Source organism: Paenibacillus sp. PSB04 (assembly GCF_025809195.1).
GTDB lineage: Bacteria > Bacillota > Bacilli > Paenibacillales > Paenibacillaceae > Paenibacillus_AQ > Paenibacillus_AQ favisporus.
This window is the reverse complement of the sequence record NZ_CP081301.1, coordinates 2,630,362-2,655,668: the sequence shown is the minus strand read 5'-3', so window position 1 is coordinate 2,655,668 and position 25,307 is coordinate 2,630,362. Positions and strand designations below refer to the sequence as shown.

At 56.3% G+C, this 25,307-nt stretch carries 13 protein-coding genes; 8 read left to right on the top strand and 5 right to left on the bottom strand.

Features of this window, described 5'->3' with window-relative positions; genetic code table 11:
- Positions 1-363 precede the first annotated feature (363 nt).
- On the bottom strand, positions 364-6,540 hold the full coding sequence (locus K2F33_RS12395) for an S-layer homology domain-containing protein (RefSeq protein ID WP_263881847.1): 6,177 nt from the start codon (positions 6,538-6,540) through the stop codon (positions 364-366).
- Positions 6,541-7,467: 927 nt separating this feature from the next.
- On the opposite strand from K2F33_RS12395, the gene K2F33_RS12390 reads away from it, so the two are divergent.
- The 5 genes from K2F33_RS12390 to K2F33_RS12370 all read left to right on the top strand — a co-directional run bounded on the left by K2F33_RS12390 (position 7,468) and on the right by K2F33_RS12370 (position 15,604).
- Positions 7,468-8,367: a carbohydrate ABC transporter permease gene (locus tag K2F33_RS12390; RefSeq protein ID WP_076173809.1), complete on the top strand. Its 900-nt coding sequence runs from the start codon at positions 7,468-7,470 to the stop codon at positions 8,365-8,367.
- A 15-nt stretch (positions 8,368-8,382) separates the two neighbouring features.
- Positions 8,383-9,258: a carbohydrate ABC transporter permease gene (locus K2F33_RS12385; RefSeq protein ID WP_263881846.1), complete on the top strand. Its 876-nt coding sequence runs from the start codon at positions 8,383-8,385 to the stop codon at positions 9,256-9,258.
- A 115-nt stretch (positions 9,259-9,373) separates the two neighbouring features.
- Entirely contained in the window at positions 9,374-10,726 is a 1,353-nt protein-coding gene (locus K2F33_RS12380) for an ABC transporter substrate-binding protein (RefSeq protein ID WP_163881096.1), read from the top strand.
- A gap of 156 nt (positions 10,727-10,882) precedes the next feature.
- On the top strand, positions 10,883-14,140 hold the full coding sequence (locus K2F33_RS12375; RefSeq protein WP_263881845.1) for a carbohydrate-binding protein: 3,258 nt from the start codon (positions 10,883-10,885) through the stop codon (positions 14,138-14,140).
- Between the two features lie 306 nt (positions 14,141-14,446).
- Complete coding sequence (locus K2F33_RS12370; protein ID WP_089548730.1) at positions 14,447-15,604, top strand: epoxide hydrolase family protein; 1,158 nt, start codon at positions 14,447-14,449, stop codon at positions 15,602-15,604.
- 131 nt (positions 15,605-15,735) lie between these two features.
- Here the strand turns inward: K2F33_RS12370 and msrA are convergent, their stop codons facing one another.
- On the bottom strand, positions 15,736-16,710 hold the full coding sequence (gene msrA / locus K2F33_RS12365; RefSeq protein ID WP_263881844.1) for a peptide-methionine (S)-S-oxide reductase MsrA: 975 nt from the start codon (positions 16,708-16,710) through the stop codon (positions 15,736-15,738).
- 156 nt (positions 16,711-16,866) lie between these two features.
- On the opposite strand from msrA, the gene K2F33_RS12360 reads away from it, so the two are divergent.
- Positions 16,867-17,538, top strand: a complete 672-nt coding sequence (locus tag K2F33_RS12360) for a YitT family protein (RefSeq protein WP_244879431.1) — start codon at positions 16,867-16,869, stop codon at positions 17,536-17,538.
- Positions 17,539-17,604: 66 nt separating this feature from the next.
- Here the strand turns inward: K2F33_RS12360 and K2F33_RS12355 are convergent, their stop codons facing one another.
- Positions 17,605-18,906: an MFS transporter gene (locus tag K2F33_RS12355; RefSeq protein ID WP_263881843.1), complete on the bottom strand. Its 1,302-nt coding sequence runs from the start codon at positions 18,904-18,906 to the stop codon at positions 17,605-17,607.
- 194 nt (positions 18,907-19,100) lie between these two features.
- On the opposite strand from K2F33_RS12355, the gene K2F33_RS12350 reads away from it, so the two are divergent.
- Positions 19,101-19,379 (top strand): hypothetical protein, encoded by a 279-nt coding sequence (locus tag K2F33_RS12350; protein WP_076173815.1) that lies wholly within the window; start codon positions 19,101-19,103, stop codon positions 19,377-19,379.
- A 64-nt stretch (positions 19,380-19,443) separates the two neighbouring features.
- Positions 19,444-19,899 carry a LytR/AlgR family response regulator transcription factor gene (locus K2F33_RS12345; RefSeq protein WP_076173816.1) on the top strand — a complete coding sequence of 152 codons (456 nt, stop codon included), beginning with the start codon at positions 19,444-19,446 and terminating at the stop codon, positions 19,897-19,899.
- 59 nt (positions 19,900-19,958) lie between these two features.
- On the opposite strand, the gene K2F33_RS12340 is transcribed toward K2F33_RS12345, so the two are convergent.
- The gene (locus K2F33_RS12340) at positions 19,959-23,123 is read right to left on the bottom strand and encodes an ATP-binding protein (RefSeq protein WP_318672440.1); all 3,165 of its coding nucleotides are present in this window, start codon (positions 23,121-23,123) and stop codon (positions 19,959-19,961) included.
- A 178-nt stretch (positions 23,124-23,301) separates the two neighbouring features.
- Positions 23,302-25,149 carry a family 43 glycosylhydrolase gene (locus tag K2F33_RS12335; protein WP_263881842.1) on the bottom strand — a complete coding sequence of 616 codons (1,848 nt, stop codon included), beginning with the start codon at positions 25,147-25,149 and terminating at the stop codon, positions 23,302-23,304.
- Positions 25,150-25,307: the final 158 nt, after the last annotated feature.

The following is a 25,307-nucleotide window of genomic DNA, read 5'->3' as shown; positions in this document are numbered from 1 at the left end:
ATGCTCCTTTTACTTTAAACCTGTATTCTTTAATCACGAAACCTGTGTACTTTTCATCCAAGTCACCACAAGCCGTTCTTTTACGTCGTAATACATAACGATACCACATCTGGACACCAAAAAAGAAGCGGAATCTTTCTCCGCTTCCTTAAAAATGATGTATATGGACTAAAATGGCAATAAGCTTCACGGAACTGAGCACGGATCCAGGGAATGAATGCGCAATGAAAGTGTTCCGCCAGCAAATCATACGGATGATGGCAAAAGAGACCGGCAGGGTCAGCTCACAAGCTGTTCCTGCCGGTCTTCTTATTGCTGGATCAGTAACTGAGTGGATCGTAAATTACCGATCGTTACCTTCGTTTATTTCCCTGCCTGCCCCAGCTTGGCCAGGATGTTATACAAGATCTGGGCCGTTTCGGCCCGGGTGGCCTGGCCGTCTGGATGAAACCGGCTAGGCCCCTGCCCTTGAATCAGTCCGGCGGCGTACGCAGCCCGGACGGCTTCCTGCGCCCAGGCCGGCGAACCGGCGACGTCCGTAAACGGCGCCGTTTCCCCGCCGGCTGCGGCGGTTCCGCCCGCGGCCCGGTAGGCGCGGACGATCATGGCCGCCGCTTCCTGGCGCTTGATCAAGGCGTCCGGCGCGAAGCTTGCGCCGCTGACGCCTTGGACGATGCCCGCCTTGGCGGCGGCGGATACGGCTTCCGCGTACCATGCCGCGGAAGGCACGTCGCTGAAGGGCGCGCTGCCGTCGCCCTTCAGGTGCAGCAGGCGGACCAGCATCGCCGCCATTTCGGCGCGGGTCACCGGCTGATCCGGCGCGAAGCTACCGCCGCCGACGCCGTCGATGAGATGCTTCGCCGCCAGCTCCCGGATCACGCCGGAAGCCCAGTGCCCGCTCGTATCGGCGAAGCTTTTGGTGTACTCCAGAACGGCGTAAGCGGCATCCAGCGAGCTCACTTCGGCTTTCAGCTTGCCGTCTGCGGCCGTTCCGCCGATATACGTGAGCACCCCTTGGCTGTTCAGGCCGTACAGCCCGGACAGCTTGGCATCCAGCCCCGAAGCGACGGGGAGCTCCAGCGTTATCGGCTGCTGCAGCGCCGTGATCGGGTGAACCTGGCCCTCCTTCGATATGAGGCTCAGGTTGAGGGTAAAGAGGCTGCTTCCTGTGCGGAGCACCGCGCCTTCCGCCTGCCCGGCCTTCGTCACCCGCTCTGCGGCCTCTGTCTCCGAGGCGCGGGATGCCGCCAGCCGAATCGTGCTGCCTTCGAGCTGATCGGCGGGCACCTGGCCGCTGACCGCCTGCAGGATGCCTGCGGGCACCGTCAGCTTCAGGTCAGCCGCGTTCACCGTCAGCGGCTGTCCCTGGAGCAGCGAGGCGGCGCTGCCCGGCAGAATCAGCTCATTGAACGGCTGATCTGTGTCCAATACGGCTCCGCCTTTCGCCAGAATCGACGTCAGCTGCGCGGCGTTCAGCTTCCATTTGCCGCCTTGGCCCGGCTTCGGATCCGGCTGGGCGGGCGGAGTCACCGGCGGCTGCACCGGTGCAGAGGAGTTCCCTCCACTATTGCCTGAATTCCCGCCGTTATTTCCTCCGCCGTTGCCCGGGTCGCCTCCGCCAGGGTTCTCACCATCTCCCCCTCCCGGCTGCTCCAGAGCTTGAACGGTAAGTTCATACTCGGCCGACAACGAGCCGTAAACGGCTGATATCACCGTCTTCCCTTCGGCCAGCGCAGTCACTACGCCCTGTTCGCTCACCGAAGCGACGTCCTCATGGCTGCTGCTGAAGGTTACACCTTCCAGCACCTGAATGCGCGTGCCGTCCGCGTAGACCGCTTCCGTTACCGTCTGATCGGTCTCCCCTTCCTTCAGCATCTCTTTGCCCGTCAGCGACAACGATTCGGGCTGGCCTTCCGGCGCCGGATTCACGGTGACGATCGTCTCCGCGAACAGATCCGGGTTCACCGTGCTTGCCGCCCGGATGACGGCCGTTCCCGTGCCGGCCGCCGTCAACCGGCCTTCCGGCGATACCGTCACCACTTCGCCGCCCTCCCCGGTCGGCTCGGTGCTGTAGACGGACCACGTGACGCCGGGGTCCGCTCCATCCGGCTTCACCTTGGCGGTCAGCTGCCGGGTTTCGCCGACGGCCAGCTTCACGTCCTGCTGCTCGATCTCGACTGACTCCGGAGCCGGAGCCTCTGTCTGCTTCGACAGCGTAAACTCGTCGACGGTTCGTCCGCCGACCGTCTTCGTCACAAAGCGCAGGCTGTCGCCGTCCACCTCGACCGAAGCGTACATTTGCGTCGCTTCATCATCGGTAATTCGCTGCCAGTCCCGCTTGGTCAGCGAGTAAAACTTCGGTCCTGTCGAGCCGGCCACGACATAGGTCGTCCCCTGCCCGTCCGGGACGATCTCGTTGTTCATCATCGGGAAGGTCCGCAGATAAATATGATCATGCCCGTTCAGGACGAGATCAACCCGATGCCGCTCGAGCACCGGCGCCCACAGCCGCCGGATGTCGGCCGTATCGTAAATGCTGCCGTACGGGCCGCGGTGGAAGATGGCGATCTTCCATTTTTTATCCGTCTTGGACAAGTCCTGATCGAGCCAGTCCTTCTGCTCCTCATACTGGTATTCGCTGTTCAGGACGGCAAAATGAATATTTTTGTAATCAAAGGAAAAATTGCTTCCCGCCAGGCTTGGCACACCGTTGCCCGGCTGGTTGAAATGGGCCAGGAAATCGTTGTTTTCCTTCGTTCCCATCACCTCATGGTTGCCGATCGCGCCGACCAGCGTCGTGTTCAAGAACGCCTCCTGCGCTTCGCTGAACCACCACTTCCATTCCTGCTCGTTGAAGCCTTTGTCGACCATGTCGCCGACGTGGACCATAAACTCAGCGTCCGGCGAATCTTCCACCGCCTTCTTCACCGTGCTGCCCCACAGCTTGAACCCTGCCAAATCTCCCGCCTGGGAGTCGGCGAAATACAGGAACTTGGTATGATCTCCGTCTGCCTCAGCGGTCTTGAACGTGCCCTGCGGGCTGTAATGACTGCTTCCGTCACCGACTCGGTACACGTATTCGGTGCCCGGCTCCAGGCCGTTCACTGTCGCCTTGTGCACCCGGACCGCTCCCAGATCGAGTGTCTGGTACAGATAGCTTGTTCCTTCCGTTTTTATCACACTGGGGTCGTCAAACCCGGTAAAATCCGCCTTTTTCACCACTTCTACCACAGTCTGCTCCACAGCCGGGCTCGTATGCCAGATGAAACCGCGGGATGCAGCCGGATCCTCGCCCATGCCGACGTTGATGTTGTACGGCGTTTCGGTACCGGACAGCGGCGACACCTTAAACTCCGCCACCGGGCTGTACTGGTCTCCCTTCACCGCCTGCATCTGATACGTCTTAACCTCAGCCGTCAGCTGCTTGGTGCTCAGCTCGCCCTGTGCATCGGTCGTTCCGACCAGGCTGCCGTCCGCGGTAATCTGCGCGCCTTCTACCGGCTCCCCCGACTCGTCTTTGACCGAAAAGACCGTTTCGTAGCCCTGGATGTTGCCGTTCTCGTTCCAGGACAGCGACAGGGCGCTCTTGATATCGGACTTCAGCGGCAGCCCGAAGAAGGGGTACACCACGCTGCCTGTGCCGGCAAAAGTAACGTTACCGGACTCAAACCGGATTTCATTCGTTCCGGCGGCGTCCTTTTTCACGTCAAAGCTGATTTGTCCGATCAAATCGCTGTCGGTCAGCCCCGCTTGGTCCAACTGGCTGAAGGTCAGCGCAGCCGTGCCGTCATCACCGATAACTGCGCTTGCCTGGGTCTCCTCCAGCTTGCCGCCCGGAATAAACTTGAGATTCTCCACCTTGCTCAGGTCAAAAGCAAGCCGAAGCTGTCCTCCCTGCAAACCGGAGGCCTTCACCCCTTTGATATCCACCGTGTAGGTACGGCCCCCGTACAATTCCTTCGGCGTGTCATACGTCAGCTTCGAGCCGCCCGTGTCCACGTTGAAGGTCCACGCCTTGGTCGTCCGGTTGCCGGCCAGGTCTGTCACCGACACCTTGGCCTGATGCAGTCCGTCCGCCAGCGGCGTCGCCGGGGTGTAATAAATCCGGCCTTCCGGCGGATACAGCGTGTGCTGCACACGCTGGCCGTCCAGGTCAAACCGGATCGAGTCCGGATCAATCAGCGTCGTGCCCGGATGCTGCGCCGGATCATATCCCGCGTCTTCGCCGTACACCTTGATCACCGGCTGGTTGCTGCGGATCGTCTCCCCGTCCGCCGGCGAGAAGTCCTTCAGGACCGGCGGCTCCATGTCGTCCTGATTCGGACCGTACAAGGCTCGGATCTGATCGACGTAGATCGCCCCGGCATCCTTCTTGGCCGATGAAGTTTCCATGTAGCGCACCGGCATGTCCATGATCAGAGGAAGCATCCGGCCTTTGGGCACATCTGCCTCCAGGTACTTCCACCCGGTCCAGTCGATGCCGATATTCTGGTCGGTCAAATCGAGCGGTATCGTTCCCTTGCTGTCGCGCAGCTGTGCACGCAGCCAGTGGGTTTTGCCGTCCCCGTACACCCACATGCTGATCTTCTCCGGATAACCCGGAATTTGAATGGCCTCCGCCTGCGTCTTGCTCTGCAGGTAGGCGCCCGAAGTTCCCGGTGTGCCGGTAAAATCATACTCCAGCTTCAGCGAACCGCTGCCGAAACGGACCAAATCTTCATTCGTCTCGATGCTCACCTTGGACGTCTTAAACTGCGCGCCGGCCGACGGCAGATACTTGTCCAGGCCGTTTTCGAAATCCTCCAGCACCACCGGAGGCTGGCCGATGGTCACATCCATCTGAGCTTCCACCCCCTTGTAGCTCACCACAATTTTGCCGCTCAGCTCATTGCCTTCCGCCGCAGTAAAGACGCCGGCTGCGTCGATCGAGCCGATCGGCCCCTCGACGCGCCATGTCAGCAGGCGGTTGTCGGCCTGCACCATCTGGCCGTCACGGAGCGCCGTCACCTTCAGCGTCTCCGACTGGCCCGGCGGGAAGCTGCGCAGCTGATCGCCAAACTTCAGCTCGGTCAGCGTATCGACTACCTCGACTTTGCCGGCTCCGCTTGCGCCGCCGGACGTGACGGCGATATCCGCCTGTCCGGGCGTGGAACCCGCCGTAAAGACGCCGTTGCCGTCGATCGTTCCGATCGCCGGGTTGACGCTCCACTCCGGCGTGCCGTCCATCGCGGCCGGATGCAGGTTGGCATCGACGCCGGCCGCCTTAAAGGCCGCCGTGGAGCCGGCCAGCACCCTCGCCAGCTGCGGCTTCACGACCAGCTTGTCCACCGGCCCTTCCGCCGCCTTGTTCACAAGCAAGAGCCCGTTGGCCGTCTTGCGCTCCCCGCCGTCCGAGGGGGAGTTCAGCAGCGTACGGCTGGTGTCGCCCGGCATGCGGGCGATAAATGTCGACGAGCCGCCGCCATCCAGGTTGATGGCGTTCACGACGCCGATCTCCGCCATGATCTGCCCCAGCTCGGCCAGCGTCACGCCTTCGCTGAAGCCCGGCTGGCGCCCGTCGATTTCCAGCATGACGACGGAGCCGTCCGCTTTCGTCCCGATCGCCGTGCGCGGATGGGCCGCCGGGTCGCTGTTCGGCTGCGCCGCCCCGTCCTTGACGAGCAGCGCGGAGCCGCCGATGGCCATCGTCACGCCGCTCCAGGCCGGCTCAAGGCCGAAGGTGACCGATGCCGTATCGCCTGCCTTAAGGCCGGCGAGCACCGCGCGCTGGCTGCCGGAAGCCGACAGGATGACCTGCCCCGGGGCTAGCGGCGTGCTGCCTTTGTCTTTATGGACGTCGGCTACCTTCAGCTCCAGTGTCTCCCCGCTTTTGACCTCTCCCTTCACGACGTCAAGAACGACTTCGTCTCCTAAATCATTGGTCATGGTCGAGCCGTAGAAGTCGTTCGTGTACAAAACGAGATCGTTATTGCCACGCGTCCGGTTGATGGACGTCAGCTCGGTCTTCTGTCCGCCGATCTCCAGCGTCCGCGCAAGCTTCGGGCTCGGCCCGTACATCGTCGTGCCATCCTCCTTGATGCCAAACGCGTACCAGTCATTTGGCGGACTCGTCAGTATTTTTCCGCTGCCCATGAAGTAACCGAGCGGGACGCCGGAGGACATATCATAAAAGTCTCCGTTGATCCCGGCGATCACCCGATTCCCCGCTCTGTCGATATCCGCAGCCATTTTGCTGACCGGCTGCATGCCGTATACTTTGCCGTCCGTCATGCCGGGCTCAAGCACCAGAGCCGGATTGGACGGATCGAACTCCACCATGTGCAGCTTCTCCAACCCTCGGTCCAGCTTCATGTCCTTCCAGGTATAGACCGCGCCCGGTCCGATCTGGACCTGCCGCTCGTCGACGATGCTTCCGGCTGCCGCAGCCTGTGCGCCGGCTTCCGCCGCCAGTACGGGCCGCCCGCCGGGCAGAGCCAGGGTCAGAACCAGCGTGCCGGCCAGCAGCGACGCCCATAGGCTCCTCGTCCGTTTTCTTATCATTCCATCCTTGCCTCCCATTCGATCTGACAGAATTCGGGTCCTTCATAGAACGCCTCGACAGCAAAGTATAGCGGTAGCGTGTAAAGCCATCTCCCCTCTCTTCGTAAAATTTTGTCAGATTAATGTAAAATAAAATTAAATATTCACTAACAATATAAAATTATATTTCACGATTGGATAGGAGCTTTGTAACTAAGATCGAGACAAAACCAGAGGTTTGAAGCCCTGTTTTAGCAGCAAATTTCGACAGTGAACATGAATCCGGCAGGCGCGGCGCCCCGCGAACAAAACGAAAGCCCTTACGCATAAGCGCAAGAGCAGCATTGTCTTTTACATAGCATGATATATCATATTTTTTCTACCGCAGCTTCCTCCTCTCCGGACTAGATTATAAAAACAGATCCGGTGTCCACACTTGTTCGCCGCATGCAATAAAAAGCTCGGCCCTCTACCCAAATTTGTCGGCTATACCCCAGTTTTGTCAGTTATATCTCATTTCGGCACGATCCCGTATCCGATTCACACGGCTGCCATGACGAACGCCAAACCACTTTTTCAGCCTCCTCCCCATTCGCCTCATATGATATGCGCATTGAATCTACAAATAATATAACAACAATTATAAAAAACTTAATTTAGTATATTGACACTATACTGTTATGTCATTATATTGAGAAATGTAAGCGGTTTATTTGCGTGATCTTGATCTAAAGAAGCAGATGAAATTGAAGAAAGGAGAAAAAACAGGGGGCCGGAGTGCAGTCAGGACGGACCAATCAACGGACTAATCTACGAACCGATCCACGGACCGCCTGCAGTCCGAATGCAGTTTACACCGTACTTTACTTTTACGCACGGGGCCGGGACATAACGGCGGGTACACGCACCGTTCCTGTCCGGATGCTGAATGAGGGAGGTATATGAAAAATGACGGTAAGCAAAAAGAAGCTTCGCGGCTGGGCCAAAGGCTATCTGTTTATTCTGCCTTCCATTATTGGCTTCAGCGTGTTTGTCGCCTATCCGCTATTGTCGTCCATTTATTACGCCTTAACGGAATGGAGCGGCTACGATAAGCCTCGTTTTGTCGGCTTCGACAACTTTAAATACATGTTCACGGAGGACCCGGCCTTCTGGCCTTCGGTGCGGGCGACGCTGTATTTTGTCATCATGAGCGTTCCTTTATCGCTGATTCTGGGCCTTTTGCTGGCCATGCTGCTGAACAAAAGCCTGCCCGGCATCAAATGGTTCCGCACGATTTATTACCTGCCGACCGTCGTGCCGTCCATCGCGACACTCACGCTGTGGCTGTTTATCTATCAGCCCCAGTACGGGCTCGCCAACTCGCTGCTCAGGCTGCTCGGACTGCCCGAAGGCACCTGGCTGACGAGCGAAACGACCGCGCTTCCCTCCATCGTGCTGATCGGCCTGTGGCAGGTCGGATCCGGCGTCATTATTTTCCTGAGCGGTCTGCAGTCTGTTCCCCAGGAGCTGTACGAGGCGGCCGAAGTCGACGGAGCCGTCCGCTGGCGGATGGCCCTGCACATTACGATTCCCATGATTACTCCTATCCTGTTCCTTCAGCTTATACTCGGCATCATCGGCGCCTTCCAGGCCTTCAACCAGGTACAGGTTCTGACCGGCGGCGGCCCGAACTTCTCCACATCCCTGCTCAACTTCAAAATTTATAACGATGCCTTTAACGGCCGCATGTTCGGCTATTCGATCGCGGAGGTCTGGGTGCTGTTCGTCATCATCATGATCTTCACCGCGCTGACTTACCGGTATTCGAACCGGTTCGTGTATTACGAAAGCGACAATTCGAAATAAGGAGGCTCCCTGCTGATGGTGATGCAAACGGAAGTACGGGCAACAACACGCAAACCCAGACGGAAATTCAGCATCCTGGACACCATCCGGTTTATTATCCTGACCATCGGTGCCATCGCCATGCTGTTTCCGCTGCTGTGGATGGTGACCATTGCCCTGAAAGGCAACAACGACGTGTTTAAAATCCCGCCCGAGTGGTTTCCCCGGGAGCTGCACTGGTCCAACTTCGTAACCGGAACGCGGGAGATCAACTTCTGGCAGACATTCGGCAACTCGATGTTCATCGCGGTGCTGTGCACGATCGGCCAGGTCGCCAGCTCCGTGCTGGTCGGCTACGGGCTTGCCCGATTAAGCTTTCCCGGCCGGAAGCTGTGGTTCTCGCTGTTCGTGGGCAGTCTGATGCTGCCGGGCTTTGTCGGCATGATCCCGCTCTTTAACCTCTACACGAGCCTGGGCTGGTATGACTCCTGGCTGCCGATCATCGTGCCTGCTTTTTTCGGGAACGCCACATTTTCATTCCTGTACGTCCAGTATTTGAAGACGATCTCGGTTTCCTTTGACGAGGCGGCCAAAATCGACGGTGCTTCCGACTTCTACATTCTGATGAAAGTGCTCGTACCCATGACAACGCCGGTCATCATGACGATGGTCATCTTCTCCTTCCAGGGAGCATGGAACCAGTACCTCGAGCCGCTGATTTATATTATCGATCCGAGCAAATGGACGCTGTCCCTGGCGATGGCTTCCTACAAAGGCACCTATGCGACCGCCTGGAACCTGTTCATGGCCGCGGATCTCATCTACATTCTGCCGATGCTGCTCATCTTTTTCTTCGGCCAGAAGTTCTTCATGCAGGGGCTTGGCTCCGTCAATTCCGCTTCATTGAAATAAATCGGCCGCCCCGGGCGGATAGGAGGTGGTGCCTGCCGGCGGTGGGATCAAGGAAATGATATATCAGGTACAGGTGTCAATTGTATTCGAAATGAGATATCAGGGAGGTCTTTCTATGACAAAGGGTGCAAAAAAGTGGTTTAGCGGCATGCTCACGTTACTCCTGTTCTCCAGCCTGCTCGCCGCGTGCGGCGGTGGCGGGTCATCCGATTCCGCCGGTTCGGCGGGCACGTCCGATTCGGGTGGTACTTCCGGTTCGAAATCGTCCGGCAAGAAGGTCGAAGTGACGATGATCACCTGGGAATCGAAAGAAATGAACGATAAAATCATGGCGGCCATGAAGCAGTTTGAGCAGGAAAACCCCGACATTACGGTGAAACTCATCCCTACCCCACTCGACAATTACGGCGTCAAGGTCAACGGGATGCTGACCGCCAAGAAGGCTCCTGACATTTTTATGACAGGCAACGATATGCTGCTGGACAACGCGTCCAAGGGACTGCTGTATGACTGGACGTCCCAGGCGGAGCAGGATAAGGAATTCATGGACGGCTTCTACAAAGGCGTCGTGGACAGCTGGCATTATGACGGCAAGCTCGTCGGTCTGCCCGGCCTGCTGAATACGTATGGCATTTTCTATAATAAAAAAGCGTTCCAGGACGCCGGTCTGACCGAGCCGAAAATCGGCTGGACTTATAACGATCTGTTCACAGCTATGGAGAAGCTGTCCAGCAAGCAGGGCGGTGTGCAGCAGTTCGGCTATTACGCTCCGCTGGATCCGTTCTATCTGTCGCTCTATTCGGTCTCCTCGGGCGCAGCTCCGTTCGCCGACTCCATCCTTAATCCGACCAAAGTGGAGATCAGCGACAAGTTCGTGGAAGGCGTGGAGAAATACAAAACCGCTATTGCAAACGGTTACATGAATCCGCCGACCTTCGATTTGACCAACGTCATGAGCTCCTTTAAGCAGGGCAAGGTGCCGATGACGCTTCAAGGCCAGTGGGTTGCGGACGATTTGATCCGTACGGCGCCGAAAGATCTGCAGTGGGGCTTCGTGCCGATGCCGGTCGTGAACACCCAATCTGAGATTTACGACGCGGTGGGCTGGTGCAGCCCGACAACGGTCAAAAATCCGGAAGCCGTCTGGAAAGTGCTGAAATTCCTGGACTCCAAAATGTACGAAGAAGTGCTTCCGCAAACGCCGGTCGCTCCGGCAGCGTACCAGGCATCCTCTTCCGCTTACTTTGAAGCGCTGAAGACGGCTGGCCATGCCGATGTCGGGGAAGGCATCGACCACATTTTGAAATCGCCTGATACGCAGCCGGTCCGCTTCCTCTCGTCCTGGGCAGGCAAAGCGAATCCGTTCATCGAAGCTTCCTGGAAGAACGTCCTGATGGGCAAAGCGCCGATCAGCGAGCTGAACACGATGGCGGATAAGATCAACAAGGTCATTTCGGAAGCCAAGTAACAAGTCGCGGGATTAACGGTCCCCTCTGCCCTTCAGGCGTGTATACTCCTGCAAAACTCCTGCCTTTTATGAATCCGGACGCCGGATGCAGGCGGGGACCGTTCATATAATCCATCGTTGCAGCGTTCCACAACCACCATAAAGGAGGAGACTTTAATGACTAAGAGCAATCGCCGCATGAACCGGCTGTTGAGCGTGCCGCTGGCGGCCGCCCTCACCCTCGGCTCCGTCACCGTCTGGGGGCCGGGCACAACCTATGCGTTCAGCGCCGAGGACGGCGACACGGCCATCGAAGCGTTTAACGCCAAGTTCTGGGATCCGGCGGCCAATATGTTCTGGAGCAGCACCGATCACAAGGATCACCAGGGGTTCTGGGTGGAAGCCGAGCTGTGGGAATTGGTGATGGACTCGTATCTCCATACGTCGGATCCCGAGCTGAAGGCGCAGCTGCGCAAGCAGATCGACGACGTGTATACCGGCACGGTAGCCAAATACGGCAGCAACTGGACGAACAACCCCTTCAACGACGACATTATGTGGTGGGCGATGGGCAGTGCGCGGGCGTACCAAATTACGGGTGACCAGAAGTATTTGGACGCGGCAAAGTACCATTTTGACTGGGTATTCAATACGCAGTGGGACGAAGACTTCGCCGGCGGCGGCATCTGGTGGCTGAACAGCGAACATAACACCAAAAATGCCTGCATCAACTTCCCGGCGGCTGAGGCGGCGGTCTATCTGTACAACGTCACCAAGGATCAGCATTATCTGGACGCCGCGAAGCAAATTTTCAAATGGGGCAAAACGATGCTGACCGACGGCAACGGCAAAGTGTTTGACCGGATCGAAACGGAAAAAGGGCCGATCCCGGACGCCACGCACTACAATCAGGGTACATACATCGGGGCGGCCGTAGGCTTGTACCGTATTACCGGGGACACCTCCTATCTGGACGAAGCGGTCAAGGCGGCGGCTTTTACCAAAGACCATTTGGTCGATAACGGCGGCGTGCTGAACTTCGAAGGACCGAACGGTGACCTGAAGGGCGGCAAAACGATCCTGCTCCGCAACCTGTCCTTCCTGCAGAAGGCGCTGGACGAGCGGACCGAAAGCAAATACAAGGACTTCGGCGCGCAGTTTGACGCCTGGGTCTCCTTCAATGCCGAGCTCGCCTGGACGCACCGGAACGCCGACAATATCGTCGACGGCAACTGGGCGGGACAGCTGCTCTCCGGCACGTACGAGTCCTGGTCGTCCGCCGCAGCCGTGGAAGCGCTGAATGCGCTGAAGCCTCAGGATGCCGAGATTCATTATCCGGAAAAGGACCCGTACAGCAAAATCGAAGCCGAGCGTTACAACATCGGTCAAGGCTTTATCCTCGAGGGTGCGCTGGAAGGAACGCTGCAGCTGGGCGGCATCGAGGCCGGTGACTTTGCGGCCTATAAAAACGTCAACTTCGGCACATCCGGCGCCAAAGGATTGATCGCGAGAGCGGCCAGCGGAACCGGCGGCGGCAACATCGAAGTCCACCTGGATTCGCTTGACGGGCCGAAAGTCGGAACGCTGAACGTCGAAGGCACCGGCGGGTGGAACAACTACATCGATGCCGTCACCGTGCTGAAGGATGACCAGGGCAATCCGGTTACCATTACCGGCACGCATGACGTCTATCTCGTTTTCACCAAAACGAAAGACCAATACCTGTTCAACCTGAACTGGTTTAAATTCACTACCGGCGACCCGACCCGCACCGACGCTTACGCTAAGCTGAAAGGCGTGAACTATGACAGCAGCGAGGGCCTGAGCAAAGCGCAGGGAGGTTTCCTCGACGCGATTCACAACAACGCCTATGCCTCTTATAAAGGCATCGATTTCGGCTCCGGCGCCGCCGGCATAACGGCCCATGTCGCCAGCGGCAATCAGGGCGGATCGATCGAGGTGAAGCTGGATTCCTTGAACGGCCCTACCGCAGGCGTCGTGGAGATTCCGGCCCTCGGCGGCTGGGATCAATGGGTGGACATCATGGCGAACCTTGATGATAAGCTCGCGGTTGGTGTGCATGACGTGTACCTTATTTTCCACGGAAAAGATGGCAGCGACTTCCCATGCAACCTGGACTGGTTCACCTTTACGACGATGAAGGGCACGGCGAGAGATGCTTACGCCAAGCTGGAAGCTGAAAACCGGACGAACGGCGTCGGCTTCGGCACGGAAAGTGGCGGCGGCCAGACCTATCTAGCCGGCATTTACGGCCCGAACAACGGGTACGCCATGTACAACTACGTTGACTTTGGCAGCACAAGCCCGACGAAGTTCCACGTCAACGCGGCCAGCGATACGAGCGGCGGAACGGTCGAGGTGCGCATCGACAGCTTGAACGGTCCGGTTATCGCCAGCAACAAGGTCACCGGAACGGGCGGCTGGCAGAACTTCAAAGTGTTCTCGACCGATGTGACGACACCGGTGACCGGCAAACATATCGTGTTCCTGCTCTTTAAAGGTTCGGACTATCTGTACAATCTCGACAAGTTCACCTTTGGCGACCCGTCCGTCTTTACGAAACCGAACCCGCCGACGGAACCGGTGGAAGATCACGTGCCGCCGGGCGACGTGGAGAACGTGCTCGTCAGCCGCGGTAACGGCCAGCTGACCCTGACCTGGGACGGTCCGTACGATTTGGACGCGGACAAAATACGGGTCACTGTGACGAGCGGCGGCCAGCAGGTCGGTGACGTGCTGGAAGTGAAACGCGGCATTCAAAAGGCCGTCATCCCTGGCATCGAGGACGGCAAGGACTACAGCATCCTGCTCAAGGCCGTGGACAAATCGGGCAACGTGTCCAAAGGCGTCACGGTGGACAGCAAGGTTGAGCCAGCCTTCGCCCTGACGGTGAACGGTACGGCCGTGAAGGACGGCGATACGCTGGACGACAGCGCGGTGCTGTCCTTCCAGGCCGGCGGCGGCCTGGCCGCAGGCGGATCGGCGGTGCTGACGTTGGCCGGCAAGGAATACAAGGTCGATGCGCAGCAGGCTGGTGTCGACGTGGCCCTGGCCGGTAAGCTGGGCGACCAGACGGTTACCGTCGACGTGTACGTCGGCTCAGGCGAGCCGGCTCGGACGACGCTGCAGCTGCATGTGACGACCGGCCCGGCCTCCATCCAGCAGCTGATCGACCGCTACAGCGCTGCCGGCGACCTGGGCGGCGGGCTCGTGCCGCAGCTGACCAATGCGCTGAAGCAGGCGCAGCACCAATGGGACGGCGGCAAGCCGGACCAGGCCGTGAAGCACCTGCAGGACTTCCTGAAGCATCTGGACAACAAGGGCCAGAGCGGGAATATCAAGGATGACGCCAAAGCTGTGCTGACCGCGGATGTAAACGCGGTGATCGCGCAGTGGCAGGGCGCGGGAAAGTGATTTGCGCTTAGGTTGTGGATCGTGGTAAACGAGGGGCTGTCTTTCACGGAATCATCCGTGAGGGGGCAGCCCCTTGGTGATTTCGGCGAGAGAACGAAGTGGAAATAGCTGCAATCGTGCAGCTATTTTGTGCGGGAGCCCTAGAGGTAACCACTTCGAAATTACGCAATGTCCGTGCCAGTATTTTTGTTCAGTATTTTTGTGATCCAGCCCGCTCTAATTTTGTTGACAACTCAACAATGTAGATGCTATATTCCTCATACAACGTTGATTTATCAACCATATAAAGGGAAGGAGCATATTTTTATGAATAGAATGGACAGCTCAATTATACAGCCGTTTCGCATCGAAATTGCGCAAAGTGCACTCGACGACCTGCGGGACCGTCTCGCCCGTATCCGTTGGCCTGACGAGCTGCCGGATGCCGGCTGGGATTACGGCGTGCCGCTCGGCTACCTCAAGGAACTGGCGGAGTACTGGCTCCATTCATACGATTGGCGCAAGCACGAAAAACGGTTAAACGGGCTGCCACAGTTTACTACAACCATCGACGGGGCCAACGTTCATTTCCTGCATATCCGTTCCCCGGAGAAAGATGCGCTGCCGCTGATCCTTACCCACGGTTGGCCGGGCTCGATCGTCGAGTTTCTCGATCTCATCGGACCTCTCTCTGATCCGCGGTCTCACGGCGGCGATCCGGCTGACGCTTTCCATCTGGTCATTCCCTCGATCCCGGGCTTCGGGTTCTCGGGCCCTACCCTGGATAAGGGATGGAATATGCGCCGGGTTGCCCGGGCTTGGGCGGAGCTGATGAGTCGCCTCGGGTACGGCTGCTATGGCACCCAAGGCGGCGATTGGGGCGCAGGCATTTCCCGGTTGCTGGCCGAATATGACAGTGAGCATGTGTGCGGCGTCCATGTGAATTATTTGCATACCGTTCCAGCGGAGGACTTCGATCCGAGTGAACTGTCTAAAGAAGACCGAGAAAGGCTCGAACGCGCGCAGAGTTACCGGTCCGCACCGGCAGGGTATGCGAGGCTCCAATCCACCAGGCCCCAAACTTTGTCCTATGCGCTCACGGACTCGCCGGTCGGACAGCTGGCATGGATCGCCGAGAAGTTTTACGAATGGACCGATCCCGCCTGCAGGGTGGACGCCGACCGGCTGCTAACGAATGTGATGCTCTATTGGCTTACGGCAACCGCCGGATCATCAGCCCGATTGTATTACGAAAGTTCGAAATCGAAGGGGCCTCTTCGGTGTCCCGTACCATTGGGCGTGTCCGTGCTGCCTTACGACTTGGCATTACCGGTATATTCTCTTGCGCAGCGCCAACATCCCCTCGTCCATTGGACCGAGTTTGAACACGGCGGGCATTTCGCCGCCATGGAGGTTCCGGATCTGCTCGTTGAGGATATACGCAACTTCTTTAGAAGATTCCGTCATGAACTTCATCGGGCTTGACCCAGCCACAGGCTTTACACTTTAACGAACCATGCCCTTATTAGGCCGTCCTTGAAGTTTGCACTTTAACGAACTATACCGTAGGCCATCCTCAAGGGATGGCCTACGGTTGCTCCCCCTACTCTCTCACCTCACTCCCCCTCAAACAGCTCCGTATACTTCCCGTACCCCTCGCGCTCCAGCTCCTCCCGCGGCACAAAGCGCAGCGCCGCCGAGTTGACCTGGTAATGCTGCCCGGCAGGCGACGGGCCGTCGTGAAACAGGTGACCCAGGTACGAACCGGACAAGCGGCCGTACAGAGCGGTACGCGCTTTGCCGCTGCGCAGGTCGGCCTTTCGGCGGAGGAAGCCTTCGTGGATCGGCCGCGTGAACGCCGGAAGGCCGGTCCCCGCATCAAACTGATCCCGCGAGCAGAACAGCGGATCTCCGTTCACCACATCCACGTAGATCCCTTCGCTCTCGTTATTCCAGTACGCATTCTCGTAAGGCATCTCATCCGCGCCGTGCTGCGTAACCTCGTACTGAAGGCGGGTCAGCCTTTTACGAAGCGCGGCATCATCCTGCTTTCTGCGCCAATACTTTTCGGCAAACGTTCCCCGCCCGGAACCTTCATGGTAGAGGTTGTAGTCGTAGCGGTGCGTTTTATAGTAGTCCTGGTGCTCGTCCTCCGCCGGATAGAACGGCCCCGCCGGCAAAATTTCGGTGACGATATTCCCCTTAAACCGCCCGCTTGCCGCAAGCTCCTGTTTGGAAGCCTCTGCTTTAGCCCGTTGCTCCCCGCTATGTACAAAAATGGCCGTCCGGTAAGAGTTCCCCCGGTCCATAAACTGCCCGCCCGCATCCGTCGGATCGATCAGCTGCCAATAGATGTCCAGCAGACGCTCATACGGAAACACAATGGGGTCAAAAGCGATCTGAACCGCTTCATAGTGCCCCGTCGTTTCGGTCCCAACTTCTTCATAAGTCGGATGCTCCGTATGGCCCCCGGTATAACCGGACACGATCGAATGGATCCCCGGCAGCTCGTCAAAGGGCTGCACCATGCACCAGAAGCACCCGCCCGCAAACGTAGCAAGTTCCCACCCCTGATGTTTGTCCTGCTCCATGCTTTCCTCCCCTTTCTTTTAAAAGTAAACATACCACAGTTCTGCATCCCTTGCCCGCCCGGCATGAAGTGGCATCCTTGTCCGCAGACAAGCATATATTTTAGTAAGGCTTGACCAGCTTATGACCACCAAACTATTCTCCAAAGGATGATCGGGTTGAAAATACAGTTAATTCCCGGCCGTTACCGGCACCACCGGCACCTGTTTTACCGCCGCCTCGGCAGGAAAGTCTCCCTCATTACAGCGGGAGCGGTGCTTCAAGGCTTTGCGATGGCGGTTTTTTTATTCCCGCACAGCATCCCTTCCGGGGGAGGTGCCGGTATTGCCGTGCTGCTGAACCACGGGTTCGGCCTGCCCATGAGCCTCGGCTTCTGGGTTGCCAATTTCGCCTTTCTCATTTTTACCGCCCATCATTTGGGCATATTCAGTGCTATTGGCACCATTTACGTGATCACGGCCACGTCCGTATCGGTCAATTTTTTTGAAGTATATGTCCGGCCGCCGCTGCTGAATGTGTGGCTCGATCTCCTGATCGGTTCCCTTATTCTTGGTACAGGCGTCGCCATGCTGATGAGGCAGCGGGTATCCAACGGAGGCATCGGCTATACCGCCTTGGTGATATATAAGTATAAAAAAATAAAACCCGGCACATCCCTTTTCTGGATGAACGGGGTTATCTTTATTCTGGCGGCTTATGTCGTCAATTGGAGAATTATCCTATTTGCCATCGGATGCCAAATGATCTCCACACGCGTCATCAACTACATCCTCGGCCGCAAGCCGCAGCGGAGATGGACGGCCGATTTCGCCTGGCGCAGTAAAAAATAGCAGCTTGCTCCTGCCCATCTGCGCCTGCGCACAAACCATAGGATTCATCCAACAGAACAAGCCGGATCAAGATCCGGCTTTTTGGCGTCCGCCGAACGGCCGAATGAGACCCGCCGGCTTGTTGCGGTAAGCTTTGGCGTGTTTGCCGCCGGATGGCTTGCCTTCCCCGGAATCGACCCGGATCAGGAAAAGGGCCAGAAGCCCGATCACAAACGTCAGTCCGGCAATGGACAGAAACATGCCCGGCCGCGACCATCCCGTCATCCACCCGAACAGCGGTGGACCGACGGCCACCCCGAAGAACCGTACCGACCCGTACAAGGAGGTCACAATGCCCCGTCTTTCCTTCCCGACCGCTCTCGTAATAAAGCTGTTGACGCAGGGCAGGATCAGGCCCGTTCCCAAACTGCTGACGGCCAGAATGGAGATGAACAAGGTCAAATGCCCGATAAAGGCCAGCAGAACGTAGGCAATCGTCATCAGTACGAATCCGATCACGATGAGCCGTTTCATCAGCTTCTTATTTTCCCCGATTTGGCTGCCGGTCACATAGGATGTCGTGCACATCACAAGCAAAGGAATGGCCAGAACCAGCCCTTTGACGGCTCCCACGATATTGTGTTCCTTTTCCAGCATGTCGGACAGGTAAAAAAGGATGCCGAACAGCGCAAACAAACAGGTGGCGCCGGCCAGATACGCAGGGATCAGCCATCGGCCCTCATGCTTAAACACGCTGCCAAGACCATTAACGTATTTCTTAAAAGGCATCGGTTCCTTCTCTTTTTTCTTCTCCTTGATCAGGAGCCAGGTGAGCGCGATCGAAATAATCACGACCGCCGGAAAAGTGAAAAATACGCTGTACCATACGATCAAGGCCACCAGCGATCCGAGAATCGGCGAGATGACTTTACCAAAGCCGTTGGATGCCTCGACCAATCCAAGCACCCTGCTCTCCGCGGATCCCTTGAACAAATCGCCCGTGAGCGCCATCGCGATCGGGGCTGTCCCTGCAGCGCCTATGCCTTGAAGCGTCCGGCCCACCATAATCCAAAGGAACGGTTTGGGGAACAGAGCAGCCGCGAATCCTGCCAGCAGACCACCGATTCCGTACAGGATCAGCGCCGGCACGATGACAATTTTCCGGGAGAAACGGTCGGACAAATACCCGAGGATGGGAATAAAAAAGGCTGCAACCAAAGAGAACACGGTGATCGTCAGGCTTGTTTGAAACGATGAAATATGAAGCTTCGACTCCATTTGGGGCAGGATTGGAATCAGCATGGAATTGCCGAACGTCATGATAAAGGGAACCGAGGCAATGGCCGCGATCGTTTTCCCCGACGGTTGTTTCTGCTGTTCTTCAGCCATCGCAGGAGTGCTCCTTTCTAGGAAAGTACACCTTTTCTGCTTAGATTGTCCCTGGAAACGTCAAGTTATGCTCAATCCTGTTGCCTGGAGATTATTCAGAACGTATTCAGAGCCGTGTGGTCTAATGGGGGTATCGCTTTAAACGGAGGCATAAGTATTGTTATCAATTCATGGATTTGCTTGGTGGTGAAGGAATGTTATCGAAAATACAGCAAGAAGCTTTAAAACAAGCCTGGAAGCATGGAGGTAAGCTCGTTCGTTGGAATGAAGGAGGCTTTTGGACGTATGAAGGCGTACTGCCGAAGGCAAGAAGTGGCTCGACAAGGCTGCCTGATGTCGAATGGTGCTGTACGACAAATACGATTTTTGCGCTGGTCCGCCGCGGGTACATGGCCATGGATGATTGGCATACGTGTTCGGTCGTACAAGAAGAAACGTATGAGCAACCGGGTAAAAATGGAGCGTTAGAATAGTTTCAGAATACATAAGTATACCGCATCCGAGAAAACAAGGGTCTGTTAGGGGAGAGAAAGCCGCTTGAAGGTAATTATCGTCGATGATGAGCATCTGGCATTATTAAAAATGGAAAAACTGCTTCAGACACAGACTGCTGTTCATGTTCCGTGGAATGTGATCGGATCCTATATGAATCCGCACGATGCGCTGGCGGCATGCCGGATCGAGATACCCGATGTGGCCTTTCTGGATATCGAATTGCCGGAGATGTCCGGCATGGAACTGGCTGAGCAGCTGCTCGCGATTCATCCGCAGATGCACATCGTTTTTGTGACTGCCTTTCAACAGTTTGCAGTTCATGCATTTCAGGTGAATGCCCTCGATTATTTATTGAAGCCCGTTCAACCCGCGAGATTGGCTGTCACGCTGAAACGAATCGCACAGTGCTTGAGCCTGAAGGCTGCGGGTTCCGGAACGATCCTCGTACCACTGGAACAAAGCTTTTTGGCAAGACAAACCAAATACGCCAGGGAATGAACCGCTGAATACGATGAACAAAACCACAAAGCAGCCTGCTGAACAGGCTGCTTTGTGCTTTACTCTATGCTTTGAGGGGGCTCGAATTCCCGATGGTCCCCGGAGCCCTGGCTCGGAATCACGAAGGACATCGCCGTCCCCTGCCCCAACTGGCTCTCGATCTGAAGTCCTCGGCCATACCGCTGCAGAAGCCTCCGGTTCGTATTCTTCAGTCCAATGCCACCGGATGACGGTTCGCTCGTGGAATGCGGTTGAAGCAGATTCTGTACTTCCTCTGGAGTCATGCCCTTTCCGTTATCCCTGACTTCAAATCGAGTGCCATCCTCTTCCCGGCGGATGATAATCTGCACGGTTCCTCCTTGAATCCGGCTCAGCAGCCCATGCTTAACTGCATTCTCGACAAGTGGCTGCACCGTGAGCGGCGGTATAAACAGCGATAATTGCGGATCGATATCCCAAATGACCGCCAGCCGCGGCCCGAAACGTGCCTTCTCGATGTATAAATATGCCCGGACAAGCTCGAGTTCATGGGAGAGCGGCACCGCTTCCTCCGAGTTAATAAAATCGATGCTGATCCGCAGATAGGAAGTAAAGGCATCAGCCAGCTCCCGCATTTGATCCAGGTCGATATCGCTTAAAGCCATAATCGAATTGATCGTATTAAACAGAAAATGAGGCTGAATCTGTGCCTGCAGATATGCCGCTTCAAGCCGGAGGCGCTCTTTTGCCGATTTTTTAAGCGTCGCCAAGGAACGTACCCGGTATTTCAGCTCAAGCGCATCCACCGGTTTCGCTACATAATCGTTGGCGCCGGCCATAAATCCGGCATAAATATCCTCCGGCCGGCTTCTTGCGGTCAGCAGCAGAATCGGCAGCTCGAAGCTGTTGTACCGTTCGCGGACGATTCGCGTCAGCTCATAACCCGACGTATGCGGCATCATGACATCGGAAATGATCAGATCCCAGGTCGAGGATGAGAGCTGCTGCAGCGCTTCCTTCGCCGATAAAGCGGTTTGAATCTCATACGGCTCCTCCGCGAAAATGCCTGCAAGCACCCTCAGGTTTACCGGATCGTCCTCGACGACTAAAATTTTGATTCCACCAGATATCGATTCGTCCAGCGATCCACCGCCATGGCCAGCATAAACCGTCTCCATGGAGACTGCCGCCTCTGTGAAGTGCAGGGGATCCGATGGGGCATTCTCCAGCTCAGGCTCGGTACGGCCTCCTGCGGAATTCTCATTCTCTAGATCCGCCTGCAGCCAACCCTCAGCCTTAGGAAGCGTGAAGCTGAATACCGCTCCTTGTCCAGGGGCCGATTCGGCGGTCAACCTCCCCCCGTGCAGCTCGACCAGCTGCTTGCAGATGCTGAGGCCAAGCCCGATCCCCCCATGATCGTCTTCATCCTCAGCCTGCTCATAGGGAAGAAAAATCCGTTCCAATGCGCTCTGCTCCAGCCCTCGACCCGAATCGGCCACATGAATGACAACCGCCTCTTCCTTGGCCTCGGCCGAAATTTCGATGACGCCTTCATCGGTAAATTTGATCGCGTTGTGCAGCAGGTTGAACACAATTTGGGTCAGCCTTTGTTCATCCGCATCAACCGGAGGAAGCTTGTCCGGTATCGACAGGACCACTTGAACGGGTTTCCCCTCCGTCATATGAGCCAGCATGCTGACCACGCCGGACACGACCGATTCAATTTGCAGGGCTTCCTGGCGCAGCACGATCCGCTGATCCTTCAGCATGACGGCGTCAAGGAGGTCATTCAGCAGCTGTGACATCCGGCGGCTGATGGTGACGAGCAGCTCCATATTTTGCTGGCTTGCTTCCGACATGGAGCGTCCCTCGCGGGAAAGGACCGATTGCGCAATGTTAATGATCCCGTGCAGAGGTGTCCGCAATTCATGCGAAGTGTTCGCCAAAAATTGATCCTTCCGTTCGTCCGCCCGGCGAAGCTCGGCGTTCAGCCGGGCATTTTCCGCCGCATTCCGGAAATACCGCTTAAACCAGTACACGGAGAAGCCGACGACCCCAGCCAAAATATCGACCGGGTAATAAATCGGGGTGAAATTCCAGTCGAAATTGACAAATCCCCATACGATATTGGAAATGACGCTTGTTGCCGCCAGCAGAATGATAAAGGCATCTTTCCGCTTTTGATACACCATCTTACCGATGAGCGCAAAGAACCAGATGCTCGGAATCAGGTATAACCAACCGAAGACATGATGGGTCCTTGTGATATGAACCAGATTGGCGGGGGCTGCAAGTATAAAGATCCAGTACAGCGCAGAGACGCTCAAATACGTAAGAAATACCGGCCCGCGCCGGACTTGCCCGGTAAAACCCCTGCCCATCAGCAGCATGCAGAACGGAACACCCAAATAAGACAACAGCCGTATTTTCAGCATCCAGGTATAATTCAGGGGAAACCAGCTCATCAGCACATACTCGTGATCCGAAACCACCGTCAATCCCGCGAAAATGAGCAGGAACACAAAGGCAAGCAGCAGCTTCTCCCGCGGGTTGATCAAGAACATAATACCGGCGTACAGCGCATGAAGAAGCAGGATCGTAAACACGACCACCTGAAAAACAATCGAATACCACCACTCAAAATCAATCGCAGCCTGCGTTCCGAACCGCATGGACTCGATGATGCCCCCGCTCGTGGGATCATGATAATTCGCCGATTGCACGAAAATATCAATCACGTTCTGCTCGTTCGGAGCAGCGTCCTTGGCGAAAGACTGGATGACCGGAATATACGCTTTAGCACTCGCCGCCGGTTTGCCGGCTTCGCCGACGATGTTCCCGTTGACGATCAGAACGGATGAAGCTTTAATTTCTCTAATCCATAATTTATAACGCTCGTCCGGCTGCTCATCGACAAGAATCCGGAGCCTGTAGGTCCCGTACCCGAACGACGAACCGCCTTTGTCCTGCCAAGCCGGGCTCCAATCTCCAGGAACATGGATCATACGCCTGTCCTGATCAGCTTCGTCCGCCTGGCGGCTGTCCGAAATCAACCGATTCGGGTAAAACTCCCAGTCCCCATCCAACAAGATGGAATGCTTGTCATCCATGGGGTGCCCGCGCAGGTCAAGAATTCCTTGCACAACCTGGGGCTGCTCGTCCGTGCCGAACGTATCCGACCAGAACCATCTTGCCCCCAACATGAGGGCTAAATATGTAATGAATATGATGATTTTCTTAACCAAATTCTCCTGAGCCTCGCTTCACTTGAAGTCATCCATATTCATAGTAACGGAAACCGCCGCATCCCGCTATTGCAATCTTGGAGCGCCGGAAAAAGGAGGCTGGAACGTACGAGGCGTCAGTAACAAAAAAGACAGCTTCCTGTAACAGAAGCCGTCTTATATTGGAACTCCTATATCTTCAATCCAAACGATACAGCAGCCAAAACTGTGCGGTTCCGCCGGGAATGTCCTGCCACGTTCCTACATCCGTACCGCTATTAATGCTTGCTCCGTTAACGTCAAGCGCTTTTCCCGTCTGTACATTAAACCATTTGCAGTAACCGTTGCCAGTATCCACGAGCTTCCACTTTTGCGTATCCAAGCCTTGATCCTCGGCTAAGCCCGCTCTCCCCCAAGCGGCCGCAGGATCGATCACGGTCAAGGCTTTGCCGGACTCCGGATTCACGAATGAATAGGTTCCGTCCTCATTTAGGGTAACCTTCCAGCGCTGAGCCGCCCCTCCGTCGGAATCATCCTTCATTTGGGTCCATGTCTCGCCCGCTGCATTGGGGTCGGCCACACTGAGAGCTTTGCCGCCATTCGGGTTAATCAGTTTGTACTCGGCCCCAGGCTTAATCGAGAATGTATTGCTGCCGGCAAGTTCAATGTAGTCGATGTCAATGGCATGTTTGCTTTTCGCAAATTCGATGACGTTGTCGTAGCCTTTCTTCAACTCGACCTGGATCGAAGCCGTTGCATACTGCTTGCTTCCCGTGTGAGGCAATGCCACCGTCACGGCTGGGCTACCGTTCACCGACACCTGTTCCGTGGCATCGGGACCTGCGGTATTCGAATACCTAATGTTTAAGGTATAGCTCCCTTCTTCGGGCACAATGACATCCTTGATCGATAAGGAACTGTTCGTGTTATTGAGCCGCACGACTTTGCCGCCGGACGCGCCTTCCTCCTCCTTGATTAATGCCTTGGCTGGTGTTCCATGCTCCGCCTCAATCCGATAATCGCCGGACGGAACCGCAAGCGGACCGTTAGTTGGAACTCCGAAATTCGGGGAACCGTCGTTATTCCAGGTAAAAGGCTGTACCCTGGTCGGCCGGGCGCCGCAGCCTTGGCCGGGTCCGCTGTTGCCGTGGTACACGATCAAATCCTGCGTCCCGTCCTTGGATGGGACAAAGGAGTTATGTCCCGGAGCGTAGACGCCATTGGCCGCAGACTTGGCGAAAACCGGCTGATCGCTCTTCGTCCATGACGCGGGATTCAGCAAGTCGCTTGCAGCATCCGCGCTCAGGATACCAAGCGAGTAGTCATCCTCCCAACAAGCGCTTGCAGAAAAGACAAGGTATATTTTCCCCTGGTTTTTCAAGATGACAGCGCCTTCATTAACAGGCATGCCTTTCATTTCCCAGTCGTATTCGGGCTTGGTCAGGATACTGCTGTCTCCGTCCAGCGTCCACGGATTCGACATCGGTGCGATGGCAATCGCGCTGCCGTGGCTGCCCGACCAATCCCCATATGCCGCATACAAAAAGTACAGCCGGCCATTATGGTCGAATACGGTGCCGTCAAGTCCCGCATACTGTGTATTCAGCTTGCCTTTGTCCGTCCAGCTGCCCTGTAAAGGATCCGGGGAATCGTTCTCCAGGACGTATACTCCCCGGCAATCATCGCCACAGCCGGTATTCGCCGTATAGTAAATATACCATTTGCCGTCGATATTGTGGATCTCAGGCGCCCAAATATCCTTCAAGCCGGTAGGGGGCGTCCATACCGTCTTTCGTTCTCCCAGATCGATCGCGGTCAGTGATCTGGATTTCCAAATATCCAGCCTGTTGCCTAACGTGCGTGTAAAGTAATAGTACCCATCCGAATGCAGCATCACGTACGGATCTGCTCCCGCCGTATTGATCGGGTTTGAATAGTTCATCGTTGACGCAGCTGACGTTGGGTAAGCCCACAGCGAAGTCCATGTCAGCATAAAGAGAAGAATGAGCGATGTGCATTTAAAACCGATTCTTCTGGCAGCATACATTGTTCTGGCACCTCCGGTATGTATAGTGGTTTTGTTGATCGCGATCACGCAAAAACCATTATAGGCCAGGAAAGGCATGTAAAGTTCCGGAAAGCGGCATATTTCTGCCGGACAAATAAACATAAGATAAACCGGATTCGACGGTCGAAAGCAAGAAA